The following is a 21462-nucleotide window of genomic DNA, read 5'->3' as shown; positions in this document are numbered from 1 at the left end:
CACCGGCGACGCCCGAAGTCAGCCCTCGCCCGCCGCCACTCGCCCGATCGCCCACTGGATCCCGCCAGCGCCCGCTTCCGCCGCGACCACCACCTGCTTGGTCTGCCGCGGTTCCCCGAAGAGCTGCACGCTGTCCTCCACCGAGACCTGCCCGCCCCGCGCGCGCAGGCGCCAGGCGGAGCCGGAGGGAAGGCGCAGCAGCACGGAGGCGCCGTCCTCATGGAGGGTGGCGTTGACCGCGTGGTGGAGGTGGAAGCGCACGGTGAAGGCGGGCACGTTCTCGCCCTCCACCAGGTCCTCGCCGCGCAGGTCGTCGCCGGATTCCGCGAGGTAGAGGCGGCGGCGGTGGAGGGCGTTGAAGCCGCGCTTCCAGCCGTCATGCGTCGCCTCCAGCCACTGCGCCCCGCTCGCCTCGTGGCGCTCGGCCTCCACGTTCTCGGGGCGGCGGCCGAGGCCGTCCTCGGTCAGCTCGCTGCTGTTAGTGTCGGCGAGCGTCAGGGTCGAGTGCGCGGCGGTCGCGCGCATCGCGTCCCGCCAGGCGCCCTCGGCCGCGGGGGCCGCGCCGCAGTTCACGATCATCCGGTCCCGGCCGATCGACATCTCGAAGGAGAGGGTGCCGGCGTGGTGGTGCCGGTCCGCGCCGCGCGCCAGCCCACCCGGTCCGGGCGCGCCGCCCTTGGGCGGCGGCGCCCCGCAATCGGTGATCACCAGGGTGCGCCCGGCCTGGAGCCGCTGGAAGCCGGCATCGCCGAGGATCAGCGGCGCGCGCCCGCGCGCCTGTGCCTGGGTCAGCACGAGGTCGAGCAGGCTCGCCGCCTCCTCCCGCGTGCCGTTGAAGGCGGCGAGCCCGCCGTCGCCGTGGCGGAACAGGCGCAGCGCCGGCGCCGCGCGGTCCAGCGCGTGGGCGAGGTGCGGCGGCGCCTCGATGCCGGCGCCGTGCAGCAGGTTGCGGATCTCGATCAGATCCTGCAGCGCCAGCAGCAGGATGCCGGGGCTGCGCTCCACATGCGCGCCGTCCGGCAGGATCTGGCGATCGATCTCGGCCGGCAGCAGCTTGAGGCAGCGGGTGAGCCAGGGCTCCTCCTCGAGCGCGACGGCCGCCGCCAGCGCACCCTTCAGCGCCACCAGCGCGCCCCGGTGCCGTGCCTCGGCCGGCAGGCTGGCGACGAGGATGCGGGCGTCGGAGGCCAGGCGCGTCATCATCGCGCGCCGGAAGCCGTCCTCGGCGGTGGCGGCAGTGAAGTCCCAGTGGCCGAGCCAGGCGGAAAGCCGCGCGCCCGTCACCTCGGGGGTCGAGGCCAGCGGGTCGGAGCCGGGCGCCTCCAGCCAGGCGCGGGCGATGTCGCGCGCGTGCATGCGGGCGGCGTCCGTGCCCAGCGCGCGCAGGTCGCGCAGCCAGGAGAAGCCGTGCAAGGCCGCACGCCAGGTAGGGCTGCCGGCGCCAGGGCCGAAGGCGCGGGGATCGTCGGGCAGGGGGCGAACGGTGCCGGCCACCTCCAGCTCCCCGTTCAGCAGGCGCTGCCCGCGGGTGGCATCGCCGGGCCAGAGGTCGCGGAAGGCGCGCGCCGGCGCGTCCGGCACGCGGATGGGCTTGAGGCCCGAAAGGGTGCGGCGCGCGCCGCGAAGCCAGGTGCCGCTCATGCCGCGCGCCCCCTCAGGCCGAGGACCGCGGCGGCCCGGTCGGGCGCCCCGAAGACGGCGGTGCCCGCCACCAGCACGTCCGCCCCCGCGGCGATGCAGCGCGGCGCGGTGGCCGCCGTCACCCCGCCATCGACCTGCAGGTGGATGGGCCGTCCGGTCGCGTCGATCATCCGGCGCAGCGTCTCGATCTTCGGCAACTGGCTCTCCAGGAAGGACTGGCCGCCGAAGCCCGGATTCACGGCCATCACGAGGATCAGGTCCACGAGGTCCAGCACATGGGCGACGCTCTCGACCGGCGTCGCGGGGTTGAGGACCACGCCGGCCCTGCGGCCCAGCGCACGGATGGTCTGCAGGGAACGGTGCAGGTGCGGCCCCGCCTCCGGATGCAGGGAGATGAGGTCCGCCCCCGCCTCGGCGAAGGCGGCCAGATAGGGATCGGCGGGCGCGATCATCAGGTGCACGTCGAAGGGCATGCGCGTCAGCGGGCGGAGCGCGCGCACGAGCGCCGGGCCGAAGGAGATGTTGGGCACGAAGTGCCCGTCCATGATGTCGAGGTGCAGCCAGTCCGCGCCCGCGGCCTCGGCCGCCCGCACCTCCTCGCCCAGTCGGGTGAAGTCGGCGGCCAGGAGGGAGGGCGCGATCAGGACGGGGTGCGGAGCGGCGCTTGTCACGCGGGGTTTATGCGGCAGAGGGGTTGCCCCGGCAACCGACCGCGCGCGGGAAGCACCATCGGGCCGTGGGTGCAACCCCCCGGCCACGGGGCAGGGCCCCGCCGGGGTCCCTGCCGGGTCCGGACGCTCAGGCGGCGGAGAGGCTGATATGCCCGGGAACCTCGAGCCGGCCCTCGGGAAGCACCCAGGCCCCGCCCTCGCCGGCCTTGAAGCCGAGCGTCTCGTAGAGGCCGAGGGAGAGCCTGTTCTTCTCCGTCGGCTGGATCAGCCCGCGCATGGTGCCCCCGATGTGCCGCTGCGCGACCGCCATGGCCGCCTGCTCCACCCCCATGCCGAAGACCCGGCAGCTGAGGACGAACTGCTCCACCGTGTCCCGCCGCACGATCACCACGCCGGTGATGCCGTAGCTCGTGAACTTGTCGGAGACGTCGAGCGCGATGAGGCACCCCCCCTCGGCGAAGAGCGCCTCCATCTCGGCCGGCGCCCAGCGGCGGCCGGTGGTGTTGAACTGGTTCGTCTTGTTCAGCAGCTCGAAGCAGCGCTGGAAGCGCTTGTCCGCGCCGTCCCGCACCACATGCGGCACGATCTCGATGCCCAGCGAGGCGAGGAACTCCTCGTGGCTCATCTCCGAGCGCACCGCCTCGCGCTCGATCTGCGCCTTGATCATCTCGGTGCGGGCCACCGCCTCGTCGGTGATCACGGCTCGCTGCAGCTCGGGCGCCCAGAGAAGGATGCGCCGCCACTCGGCCAATGGGGCGTCCATCGTGCGGATGCCCGGGAAGGCCTCGCGGATCGCCGCGCGCTCCACGGGGTTGTCGTCCACGAAGAGAACGGAATCGGGCAGCAGGTTTACCTCAGCCAGGATCGCCGCGATGTTCTCCGCCTTGGGCTGCCAGTTGATCTTGACGGAGGCGAAGTTCTCGAGCGGGAAGCGGCCCCGGTAGGCCTTCTTCCAGATCGACCGCGCCGTCGCCTCGTCGTTCTTGCTGACGATCGCGAGCAGGATGCCGCGCCGCCAGAGGTAGCTCGCCGCCTCAAGCACGCCGAGCGGCCAGCCCTCGACGAGTTCCCCGCCGTGATCGTCGGCCTCCGCCGCCACGCCGCGCCAGAGCGTGTCGTCGAGGTCGAAGATGACGAGCTTCACCGCGTCGTTCTGCTGCTCCGCCTTCCGCAGCGCCAACGCCTCCCGGTAGAAGGAGAGAATGACGCGCCCGACCTGCGGCGCGTAGAGTTCATCCACGTTACCGATCGGCTCCAGCCGTCCCTGGTCGCCGGGCATGTCGAGCCCCGTCGCGATCGAGCCGTGGGTGAAGTGCGAGATGAAGTCGTCCTGGAAGTACTTTTTCCCGAAGGTGTCGATGATCCCGTCCGAGTCGATCACCGTCAGGTTGCGGAACCGCGCCGCCTCCTCGTAGAGGCGCCGGTTCAGCTCCTCGATGAAGTAGACCATGTTGCTGAGGCAGTAGCGCTTCTGCGCCCGGCCGAGCGGGTTCTGCATGGGCGTGTAGAAGCTCAGCAGGTAGGAGGGGATGCCGTAGCGGGTATTGTAAGCCGCGATCGCTTCGAGATTCGCCTTCATCTGCCGGCAGGCCTGGTCGAACAGCGCCTGGTAGCCGGCCAGGTCACCGCCCTTGATCGACATCAGCCCCACCTCCGGCAGCACGGAGCGAACGGGGATCTGCAGGATCTGGAAGTCGTAGGTCTTCGCCTCGGCCGTCGTCATGGGCGGCAGGGGGGCGGCGTTGTTGAAGGTGATCCGGCTGATCGACACCCCCGGCTCGGCCGCCGTGATGACCCCCGGCCAGCTGTCCATGAGGCAGGAGCCGATGAGCAGGAACCGGGCCGGCCGCGCGGGAGTGATGGAGAGGTGGCCGGGCAGGCGGAACGCCTGGTCCTCGATTCGCTGCGGCGAGGGCAGGGTGGCCCCCGCCTCCCGGATCACCCGCGCCACCAGCTCGGGCGAGCGGCGGACGCTCGTCATGAAGTCGCCGATCTTCACGCCGCTGCCGACGATCTTCGCCTTCCACTCGTCGTTGTTCACCGGCCGGTTGAGAATGGCCCGGAAGACCCACTCGACATCCTCGGCGGTGATGGGCTGGTCCAGATGCGCCATTCAACCCTCGCTCAGGGGAGCCGGCGCATTCCGCAGCGGTTCGGAAGGCACATCGGCCCGCGACGTGACGTTAGATGCCGGCCCGGGCCCGCTTACCCGGTTGCGCCAACAGGCGTTCACTATCCCTTGAGGCACTACCGAAGCAAGGATCAACCTCGGCCGACCGACCCAAGGGGGATGGCCAGGGCCCGACGCCGGTGCAGGGGTCAGATCGGCAGGGTGGTGGTCCCCTTTACCCGCTCCATCGCAAAGCGGCTGGTAACGTTGCGCAGGCCCGGTACGGTCGCGGTCAGGCGGCGGTAGAAGGCGTCGTAGGCGGGCATGTCGGCCACCGCGACGCGCAGCAGGTAGTCCACGTCGCCGCCCATCCGCCAGCACTCCAGCACTTCCGGCATGGCGGCGACCGCATCGGCGAAGCCCTCGATCCAGGCTGCGGAATGGTCCGCGATCTCCAGCGCGACAAAGACCGAAAGCGGCAGGCCAACCAGCGCAGCATCCAGCAGCGCCACCCGCCCGGCGATGACGCCCGCCCGCTCCAGCCGCCGGATGCGCTTCCAGCAGGGGGTGGGGGTCAGCCCCACCGCCTCCGCAATCGCGGCAAGGGAGAGGGTCGCGTCCCGCTGGATCAGCCGCAGGATCTCGCGATCGGTTGTGTCCAACTCCGCAGGAACCGGCATTTGCCAAATCTATCTCCGCTGCACACTGAAAGTAGCACAAAAATCTTCTTCTTGTGCAACGAGGCCGGCAGGGGAGAAAACCATCCTCCAAACCCGAAAACTCCTGGGACCCCCATGCACGCCCCCTCCCGCCGCGGCCTCCTCTCCCTCGCGGCCGCCCTCGCCACCCCGCTCGCCTCCCCCCGACCGGCCGCCGCCCGCCCCGCCATGGCGCAGGGAGGGGAGCCCGCCTGGCCCGACCGGTCGCTCCGCATCATCGTCCCCGTCGCCCCCGGCGGCAGCCTCGATATCCTCGGGCGCAGCGTGGCCCGCGCCCTTACCGGGCCGCTCGGCCAGCCGGTGGTGGTCGAGAACCACACGGGCGCCGGCAGCAACATCGCCTTCGAGCTGACCGCCCGCGCCAAGCCCGACGGGCTGACGATCCTCGTCGGTTCCGACCCGCTGACCATCAACCCCTCGCTCTACGCGAAGATCGGCTTCGACCCGGTGCGCGACTTCGCGCCGATCGCCGAGCTCGTCCGCGCGCCCCAGGTCCTGGTGGTGAAGAACGGCCTCGAAGCGGGGGACCTCGCCAGCTACCGCCGTCTGGCGCAGGAGATGGCGGGCGGCACCACCCTCGCCTCCCAGGGGAACGGCAGCATCGGCCATCTCGGCGGCATCATGCTTGGCCAGGCACTGGGCTTCACCACCACCCACGTGCCCTATCGCGGCGGCGGCCCGGCCGTGGTCGATCTCGTCGCCGGCCATATCGACAGCCTGCTCGTCACCCTGCCCGCGGCCATCGAGCACATCCGGGAAGGTCGCATCCGCGCGCTCGCCGTCACGGGCCTCTCGCGCAGCCCGGCCCTGCCCGCGGTGCCCACCGTAGCCGAGAGCGGCTTCCCCGGCTTCGAGGTCGTCACCTGGCAGGGCCTGCTCGCCCCCGCCGGCACGCCCGAGCCGATCCTCGAGCGCCTGCACGCCGAGACCCGCACCGCCATGGCCCGGCCGGAGGTGGGCGACAACCTCCGCGCCCAGGGCTTCGAACTCGCCGCCGGCAGCCGCGCGGACTTCGCGGCCCTCGTCCGGGCCGAGGCGGCGCGCTGGCCCGCCATCGTCCGCGCCTCCGGGGCGCGCGTGGACTGATATTCCGTTAAGGACCTGTCCTGACCTGGTGGCGCTGGCGACTCCGGGGAGAGGAAGAAGGAATTCTTCCTCTCCCCGAACCCCTCACCATCATCTTTTTCTTTGAGTTGAGATGACTTGGCGACCGGTGCGCCTCGGATCATGGACCCGCGGCGACGGCACGTGAAGGAAGGTTCCGCGACAGTCAGACGGGGTTCCAAGGGCCTCAGGTCCTTGGCAGGTGAGGTTCGGAGAGGGCAGAGCCCTCTCCGGTGTCACAGGGACCGCCGCGGTCAGGTCTCCCGCAATACGGCGTAGTTCCGCGCAGGTCACCCAATCCATTGGGGCAATCGTCCCGCACGCGCGTCACTCCCCTGCCCACACAGATCAACTCCGGGTTATCCCCCGCCCCCCACGTGTATTCTCCTCCACGTGAGCAGTTGCAGCATGGTGATCGCGCCAGCGCTGAATACATCGCCCAGCATGCTTCATCTGAATTCATCGGTTGCCCGCCGCGAACCGGGCCTGTGGGGGCGGCATGGCGGACGGTGACCGGATGGCGAGAAGCCGTGACCTGCTGGCCCTGGAACGGGCGAACCGCAGCACGCCGGTAGAGAACCCCGACGCGAAGAACCGCCGCGAGAACGACGAGCGGGAGCGCGCGGACTCTGACAAGGAACCGGCCAAGCGTTCCGCAAAACAGGCTGACGACAAGAAGGAGGACGGTGACGGCAAGGGCCGCAAGCGCTGGCCTCTGATCATCGGCGCCGCCGTGCTCCTCCTCGCGGTCATCGGCGGCGGCTGGTACTGGTGGAGCCACCGCGACCTCGAATCCACTGACGATGCCTATACCGAGGGCCGCGCCGTCACCATCGCGCCGCGCGTCGGCGGCTACGTCACGGAACTCGCGGTCGACGACAACCAACTCGTGAAGGCGGGCGACCTGCTGTTGCGGATCGATGTGCGCGACTACACCGTGCAGCGCGACCAGGCGCGCGCCCAGCTCGCGCTCGCCCGCACGCAGCTCCGCGCGGCCGAGATCGACCTCGAGGTCGCCCGCGTGCGCGCACCCGCGCAGCTCGCGCAGGCCGAGGCGCAGCGCGCCTCCGCCCAGGCGAGCCAGGAGCAGGCGCGCGCCGACGAGCGCCGCCAGCGCGCCGTGGATCCCCGCGCCACCACGCAGTCGAACATCGACACCGCGACCGCCGCCCTCCGCGTGCGCACCGCGGCGGTCGCCCAGGCGGAGGCGGAGGTGCAGGTCGCCTCCGTCACGCAGCAGACGATCGACCTCGCGCAGGCAACGGTCGAGCAGCGCCGCGCTGCCGTCACCCAGGCCGAGGCGCAGCTCGCGGCGGCCGAACTCAACCTTTCCTACACCGAGATCCGCGCGCCGCAGGACGGCCGCGTCACCCGCCGCAACGTGGAGCGCGGCGCGCTGCTCCAGCCCGGCACCACCGTGATGAACCTCGTCACCCCCGAGGTGTGGATCGCCGCCAACTTCAAGGAGAACCAGCTCGCGCGCATGCGGCCGAACCAGCCCGTGGACATCCGCATCGATGCCTTCCCGGACATGAAGGTCCACGGCCATATCGACAGCGTGCAGATGGGCAGCGGCGCCCGCTTCAGCGCCTTCCCGGCCGAGAACGCGACGGGCAACTTCGTGAAGATCGTCCGCCGCGTGCCCGTGAAGATCGTCATCGACGACGGCGTGCCCGCCGACCGGCCGCTCCCCCTCGGCCTTTCCGTGGTGCCGACGGTTAACGTCGAATGAGCGGCGCGGAGGCTGGCTGGAAGCCCCGCGCCAATCCCTGGGTCATCACCCTCGTCGTGACGCTGGCAGCCTTCATGGAGGTGCTGGACACCACCATCGTCAACGTCTCGCTCCCCCATATCGCCGGCAGCCTCTCGGTCTCCAACGACGAGAGCACCTGGGCGCTGACCACCTACCTCGTCGCCAACGGCATCGTGCTGACCATCTCCGGCTCGCTCAGCCGCATGATCGGGCGGCGGCGCTACTTCCTCATCTGCATCTCGGTCTTCACCCTCGCCTCATTGGGCTGCGGCATGGCGAACGAGTTCTGGCAGCTCCTTCTCTTCCGCGCGCTGCAGGGCTTCTTCGGCGGTGGGCTGCAGCCGACGCAGCAGGCCATCATCCTCGACACCTTCCCGCCGGAGAAACGTGGCACCGCCTTCTCCGTCACCGCCGTCGCGACCGTCGTGGCCCCCATCCTCGGGCCGGTCGCGGGCGGCTATCTCACGGACACCTATTCCTGGCACTGGATCTTCCTCATCAACGTGCCGATCGGCGCCGCCACGGTCTTCGGCGTGCTGCAGGTCGTGGAAGACCCGCCCTGGGTCACGGAGGAAGCGAAGCGTCCCATCCGCTTCGACTATATCGGCCTCGGCTTCATCGTGCTGGCGCTCGCCGGCATGGAGCTGGCACTCGACCGCGGCGAGAACTACGACTGGCTCTCCTCCGCCTATATCCGCAACGCCGCCCTCATCTCCGCCTTCGGCTATATCGGCGGGATCACCTGGCTGTCCTACGCGAAGAACCCCATCGTCAACCTGCGCGTCTTCGCCGACCGCAACTTCGCCCTCGGCTGCCTCGCCATCGGGCTGATGGGCTTCGTGCTCTACGGCTCCGCCGTGCTCATCCCGCAGCTCGCCCAGCAGCAGCTCGGCTACGATGCCTTCTGGTCCGGCCTCATCCTCGCGCCCGGCGCGGGCGTTCTGCTGCTGCTCATCCCGCTCACCGGGCGACTGCTGGGCATCGTCCCCGCGAAATACATCGTGGCGCTGGGCGGCCTGCTCCTCAGCGGCGCGCTCCTCTACTCCCGCGGCATCACGCCGGACATCGACTACACGGAGCTCGCCCTCATGCGCGCGGCGCAGACGGTCGGCCTCGCCTTCCTGTTCGTGCCCATCAGCACGATCTCCTACGCCACCCTGCCGCGGGAGCTGAACGGCGACGCGACAGCCCTCTTCACCATGATCCGCAACGTCGCGGGCTCGATCGGCATCTCCGTCTCCACCGCCGTCGTCGCCAACCACCAGCAGATCCGCACGAGCCAGCTCTCGGAACACATGACGCCCCTCTACGAACCCTTCAACACGACGCTCCAGCAGATCCGGCAGGCCCTGATCGACTACGGCTACTCCGCCTCCCAGGCGGCCGAGCTGGCCACGGGGCAGATGCAGCGGATGCTGCGCGATCAGGTCGCGGTGCTCGCCTATTCCGACGCCTTCCTCATCGTCGCCGGCGTCGCCCTGCTCATCGTGCCGCTCGGCCTGATGTTCTCGGGCGTGAAGGTCCAGGGCGGGGGCGGCGGACACTGACCATGCGCGCCCTCTTCCCGCTTCTCCTCGCCGGCGCGCTCGGCGCCTGCACCCTCGGGCCGAACTTCGAGACGCCCGAATCCACCCATCTCGACGCCTACAATCAGGCGCTCCGCGCGCGCGGCGTGACGATGGAATCCCGCCCCGATCCCCGCTGGTGGTCCGAGTTCCACGACCCCGTGCTCGAGAGCCTCATCGAGCGCACCGTCACCAATAACCTCACCCTCCAGCAGGCGGTGCAGCGGGTGGTCCAGGCCCGCCAGGGCGAGGCGGCGGCGCGCGCAGCCGGCCTGCCCACCATCGGCGGCAGCGGCAGCTACACGCGCCAGCAGCTCGGCCTGCGCGGCATCCTCCAGTCCCGCGGCGCCTTCGACGCCGCGCGCGGCCTCCGCGGCAACACGACGCTGGACGACGCCAGCCCCGGTCTCTCCGACCGCGCGGCCGACGCCCTCTCCAACGGCCTCAACGCCGCGACGCGGCCGGTCAACCTCTTCCAGGCCGGCTTCGACGCCGCCTGGGAGCTGGACCTCTTCGGCCGCATCCGCCGCAGCGAGGAACAGGCGAATGCCCAGACCGAGGCCGCGATCGAGAGCAGCAACGACGCCCTCGTCACCCTCATCGGCGATGTCGTGCAGACCTATTCGGGCCTGCGCGCCGCCCAGGCTCTGGCCCGCGCACAGGAGGCGAACATCGCCGCCGCGCGTGGCCTGCTCGGCCTCACCCAGCGCCGGCAGCGCGACGGACTCTCGCCTCAGATCGATGTCGAGAACCAGCGGGCGCAACTCACGAGCTACGAGGCCCAGCTCCAACCCTTCGCCGCCCAGGCGCAGCAGGCGATGAACCGCCTCGCCGTGCTCATGGGCCGCCCGCCGGGCCTGCTGGACGACGAGCTGGGCCCACCCCGCCCGATCCCGCCCGCGCCGCCCCGCCTGCCCGTCGGCGTGCCCTCCGAGCTCGCCCGCCGCCGCCCGGATATCCGCCGCGCCGAGGCCACGCTGCACGCGGCCACCGCCGGCGTCGGCGTCGCCATCGCGCAGTTCTACCCCTCCGTCTCGCTCACCGGGAATCTCGGCCTGCGCGGCGTGGAGATCAGCGCGCTGAGCAGCTGGGCGAACCACTTCTACTCGGCCGGGCCCACCATCTCCGTCCCGATCTTCCAGGGCGGGCGCCTGACCGCGAACCTCACCCTCGCCCGCTCCCAGCAGGTCGAGGCGGCGCTCGCCTACCGCGCGGCCGTGCTGAACGCCCTCGGCGAGGTCGAGGACTCCCTCGTCGCCTACCGCACCGACCAGGCCCAGCGCGACAAGCTCCGCCAGACCGTCGCCTCCACCCGCACCGTCCTCACGCTCGCGCGGGACCGCTACGACAACGGCCTCGGCAGCTTCATCGAGGTGCTGGACGCCCAGCGCTCCCTCGTCGCGGCGCAGCAGCAGGAGATCCGCGCGACCCTGTCGGTCACCAACGATGTCGTCTCGCTTTACAAGGCGCTCGGCGGCGGCTGGTCGCAGCAGGACTGGGCGGCCATGGCGGAGGCCGCGGCACCGTCCCGCACGCCGCTGCCCTTCGTGCGGCCCTAAATAGTCCCGGGGCCTTTATCCTGACTTGTCGGCGCTGGTAATTCCGGGGAGAGGAAGAAGGAATTCTTCCTCTCCCCGGACCCCTCTCCATCATCTTTCTCTGCGAATGGGGACTACGTGGCGGTCGGTGCGCCCCGTGTCGCCGGCCCGAGGCAATGCACGGGCAGATGGGGAAGCGGGGTCAACCAGCGGACGGGAGAAGGTGGCGGGCGCTGGACCGCAGGGTGCCGCCCCGACAGGTCGAACGGGCGATGAAAAAGCCCGCGGGGCCCCGGCTCCTGCCAGGGCCCCGCGGGCCATCAATCCTCAGCAGACCGGCGGCATCCCCTCAGGACACTGCCGCCGGCTCACCGGCGACGCGCGCCCCGCGCCCGGACCGGCACCGGCCGCGGCGCCGGCCCGCTCACGGCAGCCACCGCCGCAGCGGCCGCCGCGGCGATCGCCACCGCCGCGATGACCGCCGCGGTCATCGCGCCGCCGCCGTGCCGCGGTCGCCCACGAACTTGTTCGCGATCCAGGACACCAGCCAGATGATGATCGCGCCGAAGAAGGCGGCCGAGAAGTTCGTGATCCGCATTCCCGGCATTACCAGCGCCGTGATACCCAGCATTATGGCGTTCACCACCAGCGTGAACAATCCGAGTGTTAGCACCGTCAGCGGCAGCGACAGTGTCGCGATGATCGGCCGGATCACCGCATTCACCACGCCGAAGATGATGGCCGCGATGATCAGGGTCGTCAGGCTGGAGAACCACAGCCCTGTGACGACATTCGCGGCGATGTAAAAGGCAACGGCCGTGATGACCGTTCTGATCAGGAATCCCACCGTGTCCAACTCCTCGCCCGGGGCAGCGCCGGAACTTTCCGGCCCAATGCTGGGGCAACGCGCCCTCCGCCCACCGGTTGCCAGGGTCGCGGCGTGAGCCGCGCGACCGCCTCAGGCATCGGCGCGCTCGCCCTCTGGGCCTTCCTCGCCCTCCTCGCGCGCGGGGCGGCCGGGCTGCCGCCGCTGCAGGTCACGGCCATGGCCTTCGCTGCCGCCGGGCTCCTCGCCACCGCCTGGCTCGCGGCCCGCGGTCAACTCGCCGCCCTGCGCCAGCCGCCCATCGCCTGGGCGCACGGGGTGGGCGGGCTCTTCGGCTACCATGCCCTCTACTTCGCCGCCCTCGCCTGGGCGCCGCCGGTAGAGGCGAGCCTCATCAACTATCTCTGGCCGCTGCTCATCGTCCTTCTCTCCGCCCCGATCCTTGGGCTCCATCTCGGGTCCCGCCGCCTCGCGGGCGTCGCGCTCGGCTTCTTGGGCTGCGCGCTCGTCGTCGGACCGGGCGCCGCCTTCCCGCCGGGGGCCATCCCCGGCTTCCTCTGCGCGGCGGCGGCGGCCCTCGTCTGGGCCCTCTACTCCGTCACCGCCCGCCGCCTCTCGGCCGTGCCGACCGAGGCCGTCGCCGGCTTCTGCCTCGGCTCGGCGGCGCTGGCCGCCCTCGCCCACTTCCTCTTCGAGACCACGGTCATCCCCAGCCCGCGCGAATGGGCCGCCGCCCTCCTCCTCGGCCTCGGCCCGGTCGGCGCCGCCTTCTTTCTCTGGGATGTCGGCATGAAGCGCGGCGATCCGCGCCTGCTCGGCACCCTGGCCTATGCCGTCCCGGTCGCCTCCACCCTCCTCCTTCTCCTCGCGGGGGAGGGACAGGCCGGGCCGCGCGTGCTGGTCGCGGCGGCGCTCGTCGTCGGCGGTGGCTGGCTGGCGGCCTCCGCCCGGAGCGAGGCGACGGCCTGAGCGGGCGCTACTTCCGCAAGACGGCCCGCACGACCTCGGCGGGCCCCTGGTGCTTCGGCCCCTCGTCCAGCACCACCGTGCCTTCGAGGCATTCCAGCACCTCGAGTTCCGCGAAGTGCTCACGCACCAGCGCGGCCGACCAGAGCAGCAAGGGATCGCGCGGCCCGCCCGAGCGCCGCCCCTCCTGCGCGGGGGTGAAGCCCTCCAGCACCAGCAGCCCGCCCGGCGCCAGCGCCGCCGCGGCCCCGGCCGCCACCACGGCCCGGTCCCTGGGCGGCAGGTGCACGAAGATCCAGGCCACGAGGTCGAAGGCGTCCACCGGCCAATCCCAGGCCACGAGGTCCGCCACCACCGTCCGCAGCGCCACCTCGCGCGCCTCGGCCAGCGCGGCGGCCTTGGCCAGCCCTGCCGCCGACCAATCCACCGAGGTCACCTCCAGACCCCGCCCGGCCAGCCAAGCCCCGTTCCGGCCCTCGCCGTCGCCCAGCGCCAGCGCCCGCATTCCCGGCCGCAGCCGCCAGTCCTGCGCTGCCAGATGCCGGTTCGGCGCCTCCCCGAAGGCGAAGCCGCCCCCGGCGTAGCGCGTGTCCCAGGCCGCCGCGTCGCTCATGCCGGATAGGGCCTCGCCCCGAAGATGGCGCTGCCCACCCTCACCTGCGTGGCCCCGCAGGCGACCGCCGCCTCGAAGTCCCCGCTCATCCCCATCGACAGCACCGATAGCCCCTCGTCGGCGGCGAAGGCGGCCAGCCAGCGGAAATGCGGCACCGGGTCCTCGCCCTCGGGCGGGATGCACATGGCGCCCGAGATGGCCAGCCCATGCGTCTCGCGGAGGGCGCGCAGGAAGGCCGAGGCCTCCTCCCGCGCCACGCCCGATTTCTGCGGCTCCGCCCCGGTGTTCACCTGCACCAGCAGCTCCGGCGCCCGGCCCTCCCGCCGGATCGCCTCCGCGATCGCCTCCGCCAGACGCGGGCGGTCGAGGCTCTCGATCACGTCCGCCACCCGCACGGCGTCCCGCGCCTTGTTCGTCTGCAACCCGCCGATCAGGTGCAGCCGCATGCCCGGATGCGCGGCGCGCAGGGCCGGGAACTTCCCCGCCGCCTCCTGCACCCGGTTCTCCCCGAAGCTCAGCTGCCCCGCCGCCAGGGCCGCCTCCACCGCCGCCGCCGGATGCGTCTTGGAGACGGCCACGAGCGTCACCGCGGAAGCATCCCGCCCCGCCCCCTCGCAGGCCGCCGCGATCCGCGCCTTGATCCGGGCAAGGTTCGCGGCGATGGCTTCGGCATCGGGGGCAGGCAGGGGTTCGGTCATGCGGCGCGGGAAGCTAGGGCAGAACGGCCGCGCCTGGAACCGAGGCATCCCGCCGCTCTGGCTGCTGAGCGACCCCAGGCGCCTGCCTGACCCCCGCGCGGCCGCCCGGCGCCTGCCGCCAGGCAGCGCGGTGCTGGCGCGGGACGTCGCCCCGGGCCTGCTGCGCCCGCTGGCCGCCCTCGCCCGCGCGCGCCGCCTTCACCTTCTTCTCTCCGGGCAGGGCCGTGACGCCCTCGCCCTCCGCGCCGGGCTGCACCTGCCGGACCGCCGCGCGGCGGCGGGAATCCTCCCCCTGCTCCTCGCCCGCCGCGGTGCGCGCCCGCCGCTTCTATCGGTTGCCGCCCATGGCCGGGCGGGAATCGCCCGCGCCCGACGCCTGCGGGCCGACCTCGTCATCCTCTCCCCGGTTTTTCCGACCGCGAGCCACCCCGACGCCCCCGCCCTCGGCCTGTTGCGCTGGGCGGCACTCGCCCGCCGGGCGGGGCGGCCCGTCGTCGCCCTCGGCGGCCTCACCTCCTGCAACAGCCGCCGCCTGCCGGGGCTTGGCCGGCTTTCCGGGCATGTGGGCGCGGCGGGCTGGGCAGCCATCGGCGGCTTGGCCTGAACCCATGTGGCCGGCTGGCCACAGTGTTTCACGGATGTCGCGTTCCACCCGATTGCGCCATGGACGCCCTGCAATTCACTGAACCATAGTTCGGCCGGGCTCGGCCAAAGGGGGGCGCATCCGATGGATGCATTTCTCGCGGCAAACCCGCCGAGGGGGGCGGGCGGGTCGCGTGAAGCGCCGGGGCTGCTCCCCGGTACGTCAGGAGGATTTGGGATGCGTAAGCTTCTTCTCGGCAGCACGGCCGCCGCCGCCGCTGCCCTCTTCGCGCCGGGTGGCGCGATGGCCCAGGGTGTCAGCTTCTCGGACAGCTCGATGGGCGCCGCCGGCACCTCGATGCGCGGCCTCGAGGTTCGCCTCGGCGGCTACTACCGCGCCATGTACAACTACACGAACCAGACCGGTGACAGCAACGCGACGACCCGCCTCGGGAAGTCCGACTTCACCAACGAGATCGAGATCCACATCCTCGCCTCCGGCAAGGCTGCCAACGGCCTCCGCTACGGCGTGGCCCTCGAGATCGAGAACGACGCCTACCGTCAGCCGCAGGCCGGCAACCCCGCGACCAACGTCGTGAGCAACTCCGGCAAGAACACGCTCGCCTTCGACGAGGCCTGGGCCTACCTCGCCGGCAACTGGGGCCAGATCCGCTACGGTGACGAGGACGGCGCGATCCAGCAGCTGCAGTCCGGCCACATCACCGGCTTCGGCGTCGGCGGCCTCGACTCGGGCGACCAGTACCAGCAGGCCATCGGCGGCAACCAGCGCGCCACGTTCAGCACCGTGAACGACGCGGGCGACAACACGAAGCTCATCTACCTGTCCCCGCAGTTCCTCGGCTTCGACGCGGGCGCGAGCTTCTCGTTCAACACGAACGATGGCGCCAACTCGGGCTGCGACAGCCTCGCCAACGCGGCCTTCTGCGACCGCACCTCCGCCATCTCGGGCGTGAACACCCGTCGCCGCAACGAGCTGCAGGCCGCCCTCCGCTGGCGCGGGTCCTTCGGCCCCGTCGGCCTGACGGCCACCGTCGGTTACTTCGGCGCCGACGTCATCAAGAACACCACCGGCTTCTCGCCCGAGCGCATCAACATGATCTGGGCTGGTGCGGCCGCCACGGCTTACGGCTTCACCGTGGGCGGCTGGTACACGGGCGGCAGCTCGAACGGCAACTTCACGACCCGCCTTGAGAGCTCCGCCGCGAACCCGGTCGATGACCGCCGCCTCGACTCCTTCCTCGTCGGCGCCACCTACACCATCGACGCGATCACCGTCGGCGGTCACTTTGCTCAGTCGGTCTCTGCCGGCAGCCAGGCCCTGAGCGGCGCCGGCGGCCCGACGTCCACCGCCCTTACGGGCGACCGTCGTGAGACGGGCTTTGCCGTCGGCGGCAACTACCGCGTCGCGCCCGGCCTCGACTTCTTCGCCGAGTACATCCAGACCCAGCGCAAGGAGCGTGGCTTCGACTTCCTGACGGGCAACGCCGTCACGGCAGCGACCACTGCGGCCGGCACCGCCATCCAGCGCGGCTCGACGGTCGGCACGGTCCTCGCCGGTTTCCGGGTCGCGTTCTGATCCGTTACTCCGCCTAGGCGGAACGAATGGGGCGGCGGGGAAACCCGCCGCCCTTTCTTTTGCGCAAATGGTAACCGCGCTGCATCGCGCAATGTTTTAGCCCTTGCGTCGCGCCCCGACGCTGCCTTACCTGCGCGCCCATGCGCCCCCTTCGTCTCGCCGTCCTCGCCCTTCCCGTCCTCGTCGCCGCCTGCGGGCAGACCCGGCAGGTGGAGAACAACGAGTACTACGACGACAGCCGCCGCGCCCGGGTCCAGGGCCGCATCTCCGGCAACCAGGACGGCCTGCTGATCCTCGGCACCGACCGCAGCCGCAACCGCGAGGGCGGCGCGGGTGGCGACCAGGCCGGCCTCGGCGTGAACGCCTATCTCTGGCGCGCCAGCCTCGACACCCTCTCCTTCATGCCGCTCGCCTCGGCCGATCCCTTCGGCGGCGTCATCATCACCGACTGGTACACGCCCCCCGCGGCCCAGGGGGAGCGCTTCCGCGCCACCGCCTATATCCTCGGCCGCCAACTCCGCTCGGACGGCGTGCGCGTCTCGGTCTTCCGCCAGGAACTCCGCAACGGCATCTGGATGGACGCCCCCGTCGCCACCGCCACGGGCACCGAGCTGGAGGACAAGGTCCTCGCCCGCGCCCGCGAGTTGCGGAGCCAGTCCGCGGCGCTCTAGGCGGCCACTGGCGCAGCCCAGGGAAGCCGCAAGGGCACTTCCCACCCCGCGCGCCCCGGCATATGGGAACGGACCACCGCAAAGGCCCGAACTGGCCCCCTCATGACAGACGGACCGCCCGACTCTCCCGCTCGCTATGACTTCGCCGCCGCCGAGCCCCGCTGGCAGCAGGCCTGGGGCGATCGTGCCTGCTTCGCCGCCCCCGACGTGCCGGACGGCACGAAGCCGAAATACTACGTGCTGGAGATGTTCCCCTACCCCTCCGGCAAGATCCATATGGGGCATGTGCGGAACTACACGCTCGGCGACGTCGTGGCCCGCTACAAGCGCGCCCGCGGCCATGAGGTGATGCACCCCATGGGCTGGGACGCCTTCGGCCTGCCCGCCGAGAACGCGGCGCGCGAGCGCGGCACCCATCCCGCCGCCTGGACCTACGCCAATATCGCGGCCATGCGCGCCGAGCTGCAGAGCATGGGCCTCTCGCTCGACTGGGCCCGTGAATTCGCCACCTGCGACCCCGAGTACTACGGCAAGCAGCAGGCCCTCTTCCTCGACTTCCTCGCGGCCGGCCTGGTGGAGCGCCGCAAGTCCTGGGTGAACTGGGACCCCGTTGATGGCACCGTGCTCGCGAACGAGCAGGTGATCGACGGCCGCGGCTGGCGCTCCGGCGCCCCCGTGGAGAAGCGCGAGCTCTCCCAGTGGTTCCTCGCCATCACGAAGTTCGCCCCCGACCTGCTCTCCGCCCTCGACACCCTCGACCGCTGGCCCGAGCGCGTGCGGACGATGCAGGCGAACTGGATCGGCCGCAGCGAGGGCGCGCGCGTCCGCTTCCCGCTCGCCGAGCCCGTCCAGGGCACCACCGAGGTGGAGGTCTTCACCACCCGCCCCGACACGCTCTACGGCATGTCCTTCCTGGCCGTTGCCGCCGAGCACCCGCTGGCCGCCGCCGCCGGGGCGCGCGACCCCGCGGCCGCTGCCTTCATCGCGGAGTGCCGCAGCCAGGGCACCAGCGAGGCCGCCATCGAGCAGGCCGAGAAGAAGGGCTTCGACACCGGCTTCCGCGTCGCCCACCCCTTCATCGAGGGCGCGACCTTCCCCGTCTGGATCGCCAACTTCGTCCTCATGGAATACGGCACCGGCGCCCTTTTTGGCTGTCCGGCGCATGACCAGCGCGACCTCGACTTCGCGCGCAAGTACGGCCTGCCCGTCCCGCCCGTGGTCCTCCCCCCCGGCGAGGACCCCGCCGCCTTCTCCATCGGCAAGACCGCCTGGACCGGCGACGGCACCCTCTACAACTCCGATTTCCTGAACGGCCTCGGCAGCGAGGCCGGCAAGCGCGCCGCGATCGACGCGCTGGAGGCGAAGGGCCTCGGCAAGGGCGTCGTGAACTGGCGCCTGCGCGACTGGGGCGTCTCCCGCCAGCGCTACTGGGGCTGCCCCATCCCGGTGATCCACTGCGACTCCTGCGGCACCGTCCCCGTGCCCAAGGACCAGCTCCCGGTGCGCCTGCCGGAGGACGTGGACTTCTCCGTCCCCGGCAACCCGCTCGACCACCACCCGAGCTGGAAGCACGTCGCCTGCCCCTCCTGCGGGGCGGCGGCCCGGCGCGAGACGGATACCTGCGACACCTTCGTCGACAGTTCCTGGTATTTCGCCCGCTTCTGCTCCCCCCATGCCGAGGCGCCGATCACGCCCGCCGCCACCGACGCCTGGCTGCCGGTGGACCAGTATATCGGCGGGATCGAGCACGCGATCCTGCACCTTCTCTACGCCCGCTTCTTCACCCGCGCCCTTTCCACCATGGGCCAGCTGAAGACGCCCGAGCCCTTCACCGGCCTGTTCACCCAGGGCATGGTCCAGCACGCCTCCTACAAGGCGCCCGACAACCGCTGGCTCGCGCCCGACGAGGTGGAGGTCGCGGCCGACGGCAGCGCGGTGGAGAAGGGCACGGGCATCCCGCTCATCGTCTCGCGCAACGACAAGATGTCGAAGTCCAAGCGCAACACGGTGGACCCCGGCGCCATCATCTCCCGCTACGGCGCCGACACCGCCCGCTGGTTCATCCTGGCGGACAACCCGCCCGAGCGCGACATGGAGTGGTCCGAGGCCGGTGTTGCCGGCGCCCACCGCTTCGTCCAGCGCCTCTGGCGCCTCGCGGCCAACCTGGAGCAGCGCGGCGGCGACGGCGAGCCCCGCCCGCTCATGCAGGCCACCCACCGCACCATCGCCGCCGTGACCGCGGCGCTGGAGGGCTTCACCTTCAACGTCGCCGTCGCCCGCCTGCACGAGTTCGCCAACGCCATCGAGTCGAGCCCTGCCGGGATCGAGGCGCGGCGCGAGGCGGTCTCGGTCATGGCCCGGCTCGTCGCCCCCATGATGCCGCACCTGGCGGAGGAGCTCTGGTCCATCCTCCACCCCGGCGACGCGCAACTGGTGGCGCTGATGCCCTGGCCGGAGGCCGACACCGCGCTGCTGGCGGCCGAGACGATGACGATCGCCGTCCAGGTTCTCGGCAAGCTGCGCGCCACCCTTTCCCTGCCGGTCGGAACGCCGGAAGATGCGGTGCTCGCGGCAGCCGAGGCCGAGGAGAACGTGCAGCGTGCCATCGCGGGCAAGCCCATCCGGAAGCGCATTCATGTCCCAGGCCGAATCGTCAACTTCGTCGTCTGAGGAACCGCGCGGCGGGGTCGCCCGACGCGGGTTGCTGGCCGCCCTTGGCGCCTCAACCCTCGCCGGCTGCGGCTTCCATCCGCTGAACGCCCCGCCCGAGCCCGGGGAGGCCGGCACCGCCGTCGGCCCCGAGCTCGCGGCCATCCGCATCGGCCCCACCTACGGTCGCAGCGGTCAGCTTCTCCACCAGGGGCTGGAGCGCCGCCTGGCCTCCCGCGACCGCAGCGCCCCGGCCGCGCGCTACCTGCTTACCACCTACGTCCTCCCCTCCTACGAGGCGCAGGGCTACCGGCGGGACGGCTCTCCCTCCCGCTTCCGCATCACCATGTCCGCGCCCTGGACGCTTTCCACCCTCTCGGTGCCGCCCCAGCAGATCGCGGCCGGCACCGTGCGGGCGATGGACTCCTTCAACATCGTCGACCTCGAGTTCTTCTCCTCCACCGTCAGCAGCGAGGCCGCCGAGCGCCGCCTCGTGGACCGCCTCGCCGAGGACATGACCATCCGCCTCGCCCTCGCGCTCCGCGACCGCCCCGCCGCCTGAGCGGCGGCGCCCGATGAAGCTCGACGCCCGCCGCCTCGCGGCCTTCCTGAAGGACCCCGGCACCACCCGCGCGGCCCTCCTCTACGGCGAGGACGCCGGCCTCGCGCGCGAGCGCGCCGATGCCCTGCAGGAGGCCATCGCCCCCGGCAACGACCCCTTCCGCGTCGCCGACCTCCCGCGCGATGCCGCCGCCCGCCCCGGCGCCCTTGCCGGAGAGGCCGCCGCCCTCTCCCTCATCGGCGGCCGCCGCGTCATCCGCGTGCGCGACGCCACCGACGCCCTCGCCGCCCCCCTGCGGGAGGTGCTGGAAGCGCCCGGCGACACCCTCGTCATCCTCGAAGCCGGCGAACTCCCCGCCCGCTCCAAGCTCCGCCAGCTCGCCGAAACCAACCCCCGTGCCGCCGCCATCGCCTGCTACCGCGAGCGCGGCGCCGAGCTCTCGGCCAGCATCGCCGCCATCCTGCGCGAGGCCGGCGTCACCGCCGAACCCGCCGCCATCGCCTGGCTCGCCGGCCGCCTCGGCGACGACCGCGGGACGCTGCGCCGCGAACTCGAGAAACTCGCCCTCTATGCCGGCCCCGGCGGCCGCCTGGCAGAGGAGGACGTGCTCGCCTGCATCGGCGACGGCTCCGCCCTCGAACTCGACGAGGCCCTCGTCGCCGCCACCGCCGGCGACGTTGCCACCGCCGACCGCGCCCTCGAATCCGCGATGTCGGAGGGCGCCAACCCGGTCCAGGTGCTCCGCGCCCTGCTGCGCCACGTCCAGCGCCTGCACCTCGCCTCCGTCGCGGGCATGCAGGCCCTGCAGCCGCCCGTCTTCTTCCGCAGCCGCCCCGGCTTCGAGAAGGCGCTGCGCCACTGGCGCCCGGAAATTCTCGAAACCGTCCTCGCCAGCCTCCTGGAAGCCGAACGCCTGTCGAAATCCGGCGGCACTGGCCGGCCCGTGCCGGACGCGGCGGTGGCACGGACGGCCCTGCTCACCATCGCGCGGCAGTCGGCCACCCTCGCCCGGCGGGGATAGGCGGCGCCGGTGGCTCCGGGCAGAGGAGGACGGAATTCATCCTCTCCCCGAGTCCCACACCATCATCTTCTTCGGGTCTGAAAAACCTCTGCGGCCGGTGTGCCTCGGGTCCATGACCCGGGGCGACTACGCGCTGGAAGGGCATTGGAGAATGCCGGCCGCGGATCATCGCATCC

At 71.8% G+C, this 21462-nt stretch carries 19 protein-coding genes; 11 read left to right on the top strand and 8 right to left on the bottom strand.

Annotated features, from left to right (window positions below; genetic code table 11):
* Positions 1 to 18: 18 nt before the first annotated feature.
* The 4 genes from BO39_RS16240 to BO39_RS16225 form a co-directional block, all read right to left on the bottom strand.
* The gene (locus tag BO39_RS16240; RefSeq protein ID WP_043835212.1) at positions 19 to 1641 is read right to left on the bottom strand and encodes a heparinase II/III family protein; all 1623 of its coding nucleotides are present in this window, start codon (positions 1639 to 1641) and stop codon (positions 19 to 21) included.
* Positions 1638 to 2312 carry a ribulose-phosphate 3-epimerase gene (gene rpe, locus BO39_RS16235; protein WP_043835210.1) on the bottom strand — a complete coding sequence of 225 codons (675 nt, stop codon included), beginning with the start codon at positions 2310 to 2312 and terminating at the stop codon, positions 1638 to 1640. Before rpe ends, BO39_RS16240 begins: the two co-directional genes overlap by 4 nt.
* A gap of 127 nt (positions 2313 to 2439) precedes the next feature.
* A complete protein-coding gene (locus BO39_RS16230; protein ID WP_052402187.1) occupies positions 2440 to 4425 on the bottom strand; it encodes an HAD-IIIC family phosphatase in 1986 nt (661 codons plus the stop codon).
* A gap of 206 nt (positions 4426 to 4631) precedes the next feature.
* Positions 4632 to 5102, bottom strand: a complete 471-nt coding sequence (locus tag BO39_RS16225) for an Lrp/AsnC family transcriptional regulator (protein WP_156963715.1) — start codon at positions 5100 to 5102, stop codon at positions 4632 to 4634.
* 114 nt (positions 5103 to 5216) lie between these two features.
* Between BO39_RS16225 and BO39_RS16220 the strand changes: the two genes are divergently transcribed.
* The 4 genes from BO39_RS16220 (at position 5217) to BO39_RS16205 (ending at position 11122) form a co-directional block, all read left to right on the top strand.
* Positions 5217 to 6227, top strand: coding sequence for a tripartite tricarboxylate transporter substrate binding protein (locus tag BO39_RS16220; protein WP_043835208.1), 1011 nt, complete (start codon positions 5217 to 5219; stop codon positions 6225 to 6227).
* Between the two features lie 535 nt (positions 6228 to 6762).
* Entirely contained in the window at positions 6763 to 7977 is a 1215-nt protein-coding gene (locus tag BO39_RS16215; RefSeq protein WP_084698180.1) for an HlyD family secretion protein, read from the top strand.
* A complete protein-coding gene (locus tag BO39_RS16210) occupies positions 7974 to 9545 on the top strand; it encodes a DHA2 family efflux MFS transporter permease subunit (protein WP_043835206.1) in 1572 nt (523 codons plus the stop codon). Before BO39_RS16215 ends, BO39_RS16210 begins: the two co-directional genes overlap by 4 nt.
* Before the next feature lie 2 nt (positions 9546 to 9547).
* A complete protein-coding gene (locus BO39_RS16205; RefSeq protein ID WP_043835204.1) occupies positions 9548 to 11122 on the top strand; it encodes an efflux transporter outer membrane subunit in 1575 nt (524 codons plus the stop codon).
* A gap of 347 nt (positions 11123 to 11469) precedes the next feature.
* On the opposite strand, the gene BO39_RS34995 is transcribed toward BO39_RS16205, so the two are convergent.
* The gene (locus BO39_RS34995) at positions 11470 to 11592 is read right to left on the bottom strand and encodes a hypothetical protein (RefSeq protein WP_281175558.1); all 123 of its coding nucleotides are present in this window, start codon (positions 11590 to 11592) and stop codon (positions 11470 to 11472) included.
* A complete protein-coding gene (locus BO39_RS16200; protein WP_043835331.1) occupies positions 11589 to 11948 on the bottom strand; it encodes a phage holin family protein in 360 nt (119 codons plus the stop codon). The genes BO39_RS34995 and BO39_RS16200 overlap by 4 nt, the downstream gene beginning before the upstream one ends.
* A 93-nt stretch (positions 11949 to 12041) precedes the next feature.
* On the opposite strand from BO39_RS16200, the gene yddG reads away from it, so the two are divergent.
* Entirely contained in the window at positions 12042 to 12896 is an 855-nt protein-coding gene (gene yddG, locus BO39_RS16195) for an aromatic amino acid exporter YddG (RefSeq protein WP_043835202.1), read from the top strand.
* A gap of 7 nt (positions 12897 to 12903) precedes the next feature.
* On the opposite strand, the gene BO39_RS16190 is transcribed toward yddG, so the two are convergent.
* Positions 12904 to 13506, bottom strand: a complete 603-nt coding sequence (locus BO39_RS16190; RefSeq protein ID WP_043835200.1) for a class I SAM-dependent methyltransferase — start codon at positions 13504 to 13506, stop codon at positions 12904 to 12906.
* Entirely contained in the window at positions 13503 to 14204 is a 702-nt protein-coding gene (locus BO39_RS16185; protein ID WP_043835198.1) for a YggS family pyridoxal phosphate-dependent enzyme, read from the bottom strand. The genes BO39_RS16190 and BO39_RS16185 overlap by 4 nt, the downstream gene beginning before the upstream one ends.
* On the opposite strand from BO39_RS16185, the gene BO39_RS16180 reads away from it, so the two are divergent.
* The 6 genes from BO39_RS16180 to holA all read left to right on the top strand — a co-directional run bounded on the left by BO39_RS16180 (position 14203) and on the right by holA (position 21286).
* Complete coding sequence (locus BO39_RS16180; RefSeq protein ID WP_052402186.1) at positions 14203 to 14808, top strand: thiamine phosphate synthase; 606 nt, start codon at positions 14203 to 14205, stop codon at positions 14806 to 14808. The two genes, BO39_RS16185 and BO39_RS16180, sit on opposite strands and share 2 nt — an antisense overlap.
* Before the next feature lie 216 nt (positions 14809 to 15024).
* Positions 15025 to 16383, top strand: coding sequence for a porin (locus BO39_RS16175; protein WP_043835196.1), 1359 nt, complete (start codon positions 15025 to 15027; stop codon positions 16381 to 16383).
* Between the two features lie 140 nt (positions 16384 to 16523).
* Positions 16524 to 17054, top strand: coding sequence for a DUF3576 domain-containing protein (locus tag BO39_RS16170; protein ID WP_043835194.1), 531 nt, complete (start codon positions 16524 to 16526; stop codon positions 17052 to 17054).
* A 102-nt stretch (positions 17055 to 17156) separates the two neighbouring features.
* Positions 17157 to 19724, top strand: a complete 2568-nt coding sequence (gene leuS, locus BO39_RS16165) for a leucine--tRNA ligase (RefSeq protein ID WP_043835192.1) — start codon at positions 17157 to 17159, stop codon at positions 19722 to 19724.
* Positions 19690 to 20265, top strand: coding sequence for an LPS assembly lipoprotein LptE (lptE, locus tag BO39_RS16160; RefSeq protein WP_084698167.1), 576 nt, complete (start codon positions 19690 to 19692; stop codon positions 20263 to 20265). The genes leuS and lptE overlap by 35 nt, the downstream gene beginning before the upstream one ends.
* Before the next feature lie 13 nt (positions 20266 to 20278).
* Complete coding sequence (holA, locus tag BO39_RS16155; RefSeq protein ID WP_043835187.1) at positions 20279 to 21286, top strand: DNA polymerase III subunit delta; 1008 nt, start codon at positions 20279 to 20281, stop codon at positions 21284 to 21286.
* Positions 21287 to 21462: the final 176 nt, after the last annotated feature.

Origin of the sequence: Roseomonas aerilata DSM 19363, from assembly GCF_000711725.1 — a bacterium.
Classification (GTDB): domain Bacteria; phylum Pseudomonadota; class Alphaproteobacteria; order Acetobacterales; family Acetobacteraceae; genus Roseomonas; species Roseomonas aerilata.
Note: the sequence above shows the minus strand (reverse complement) of the source record. Positions and strands in the feature narration are given on the sequence as shown.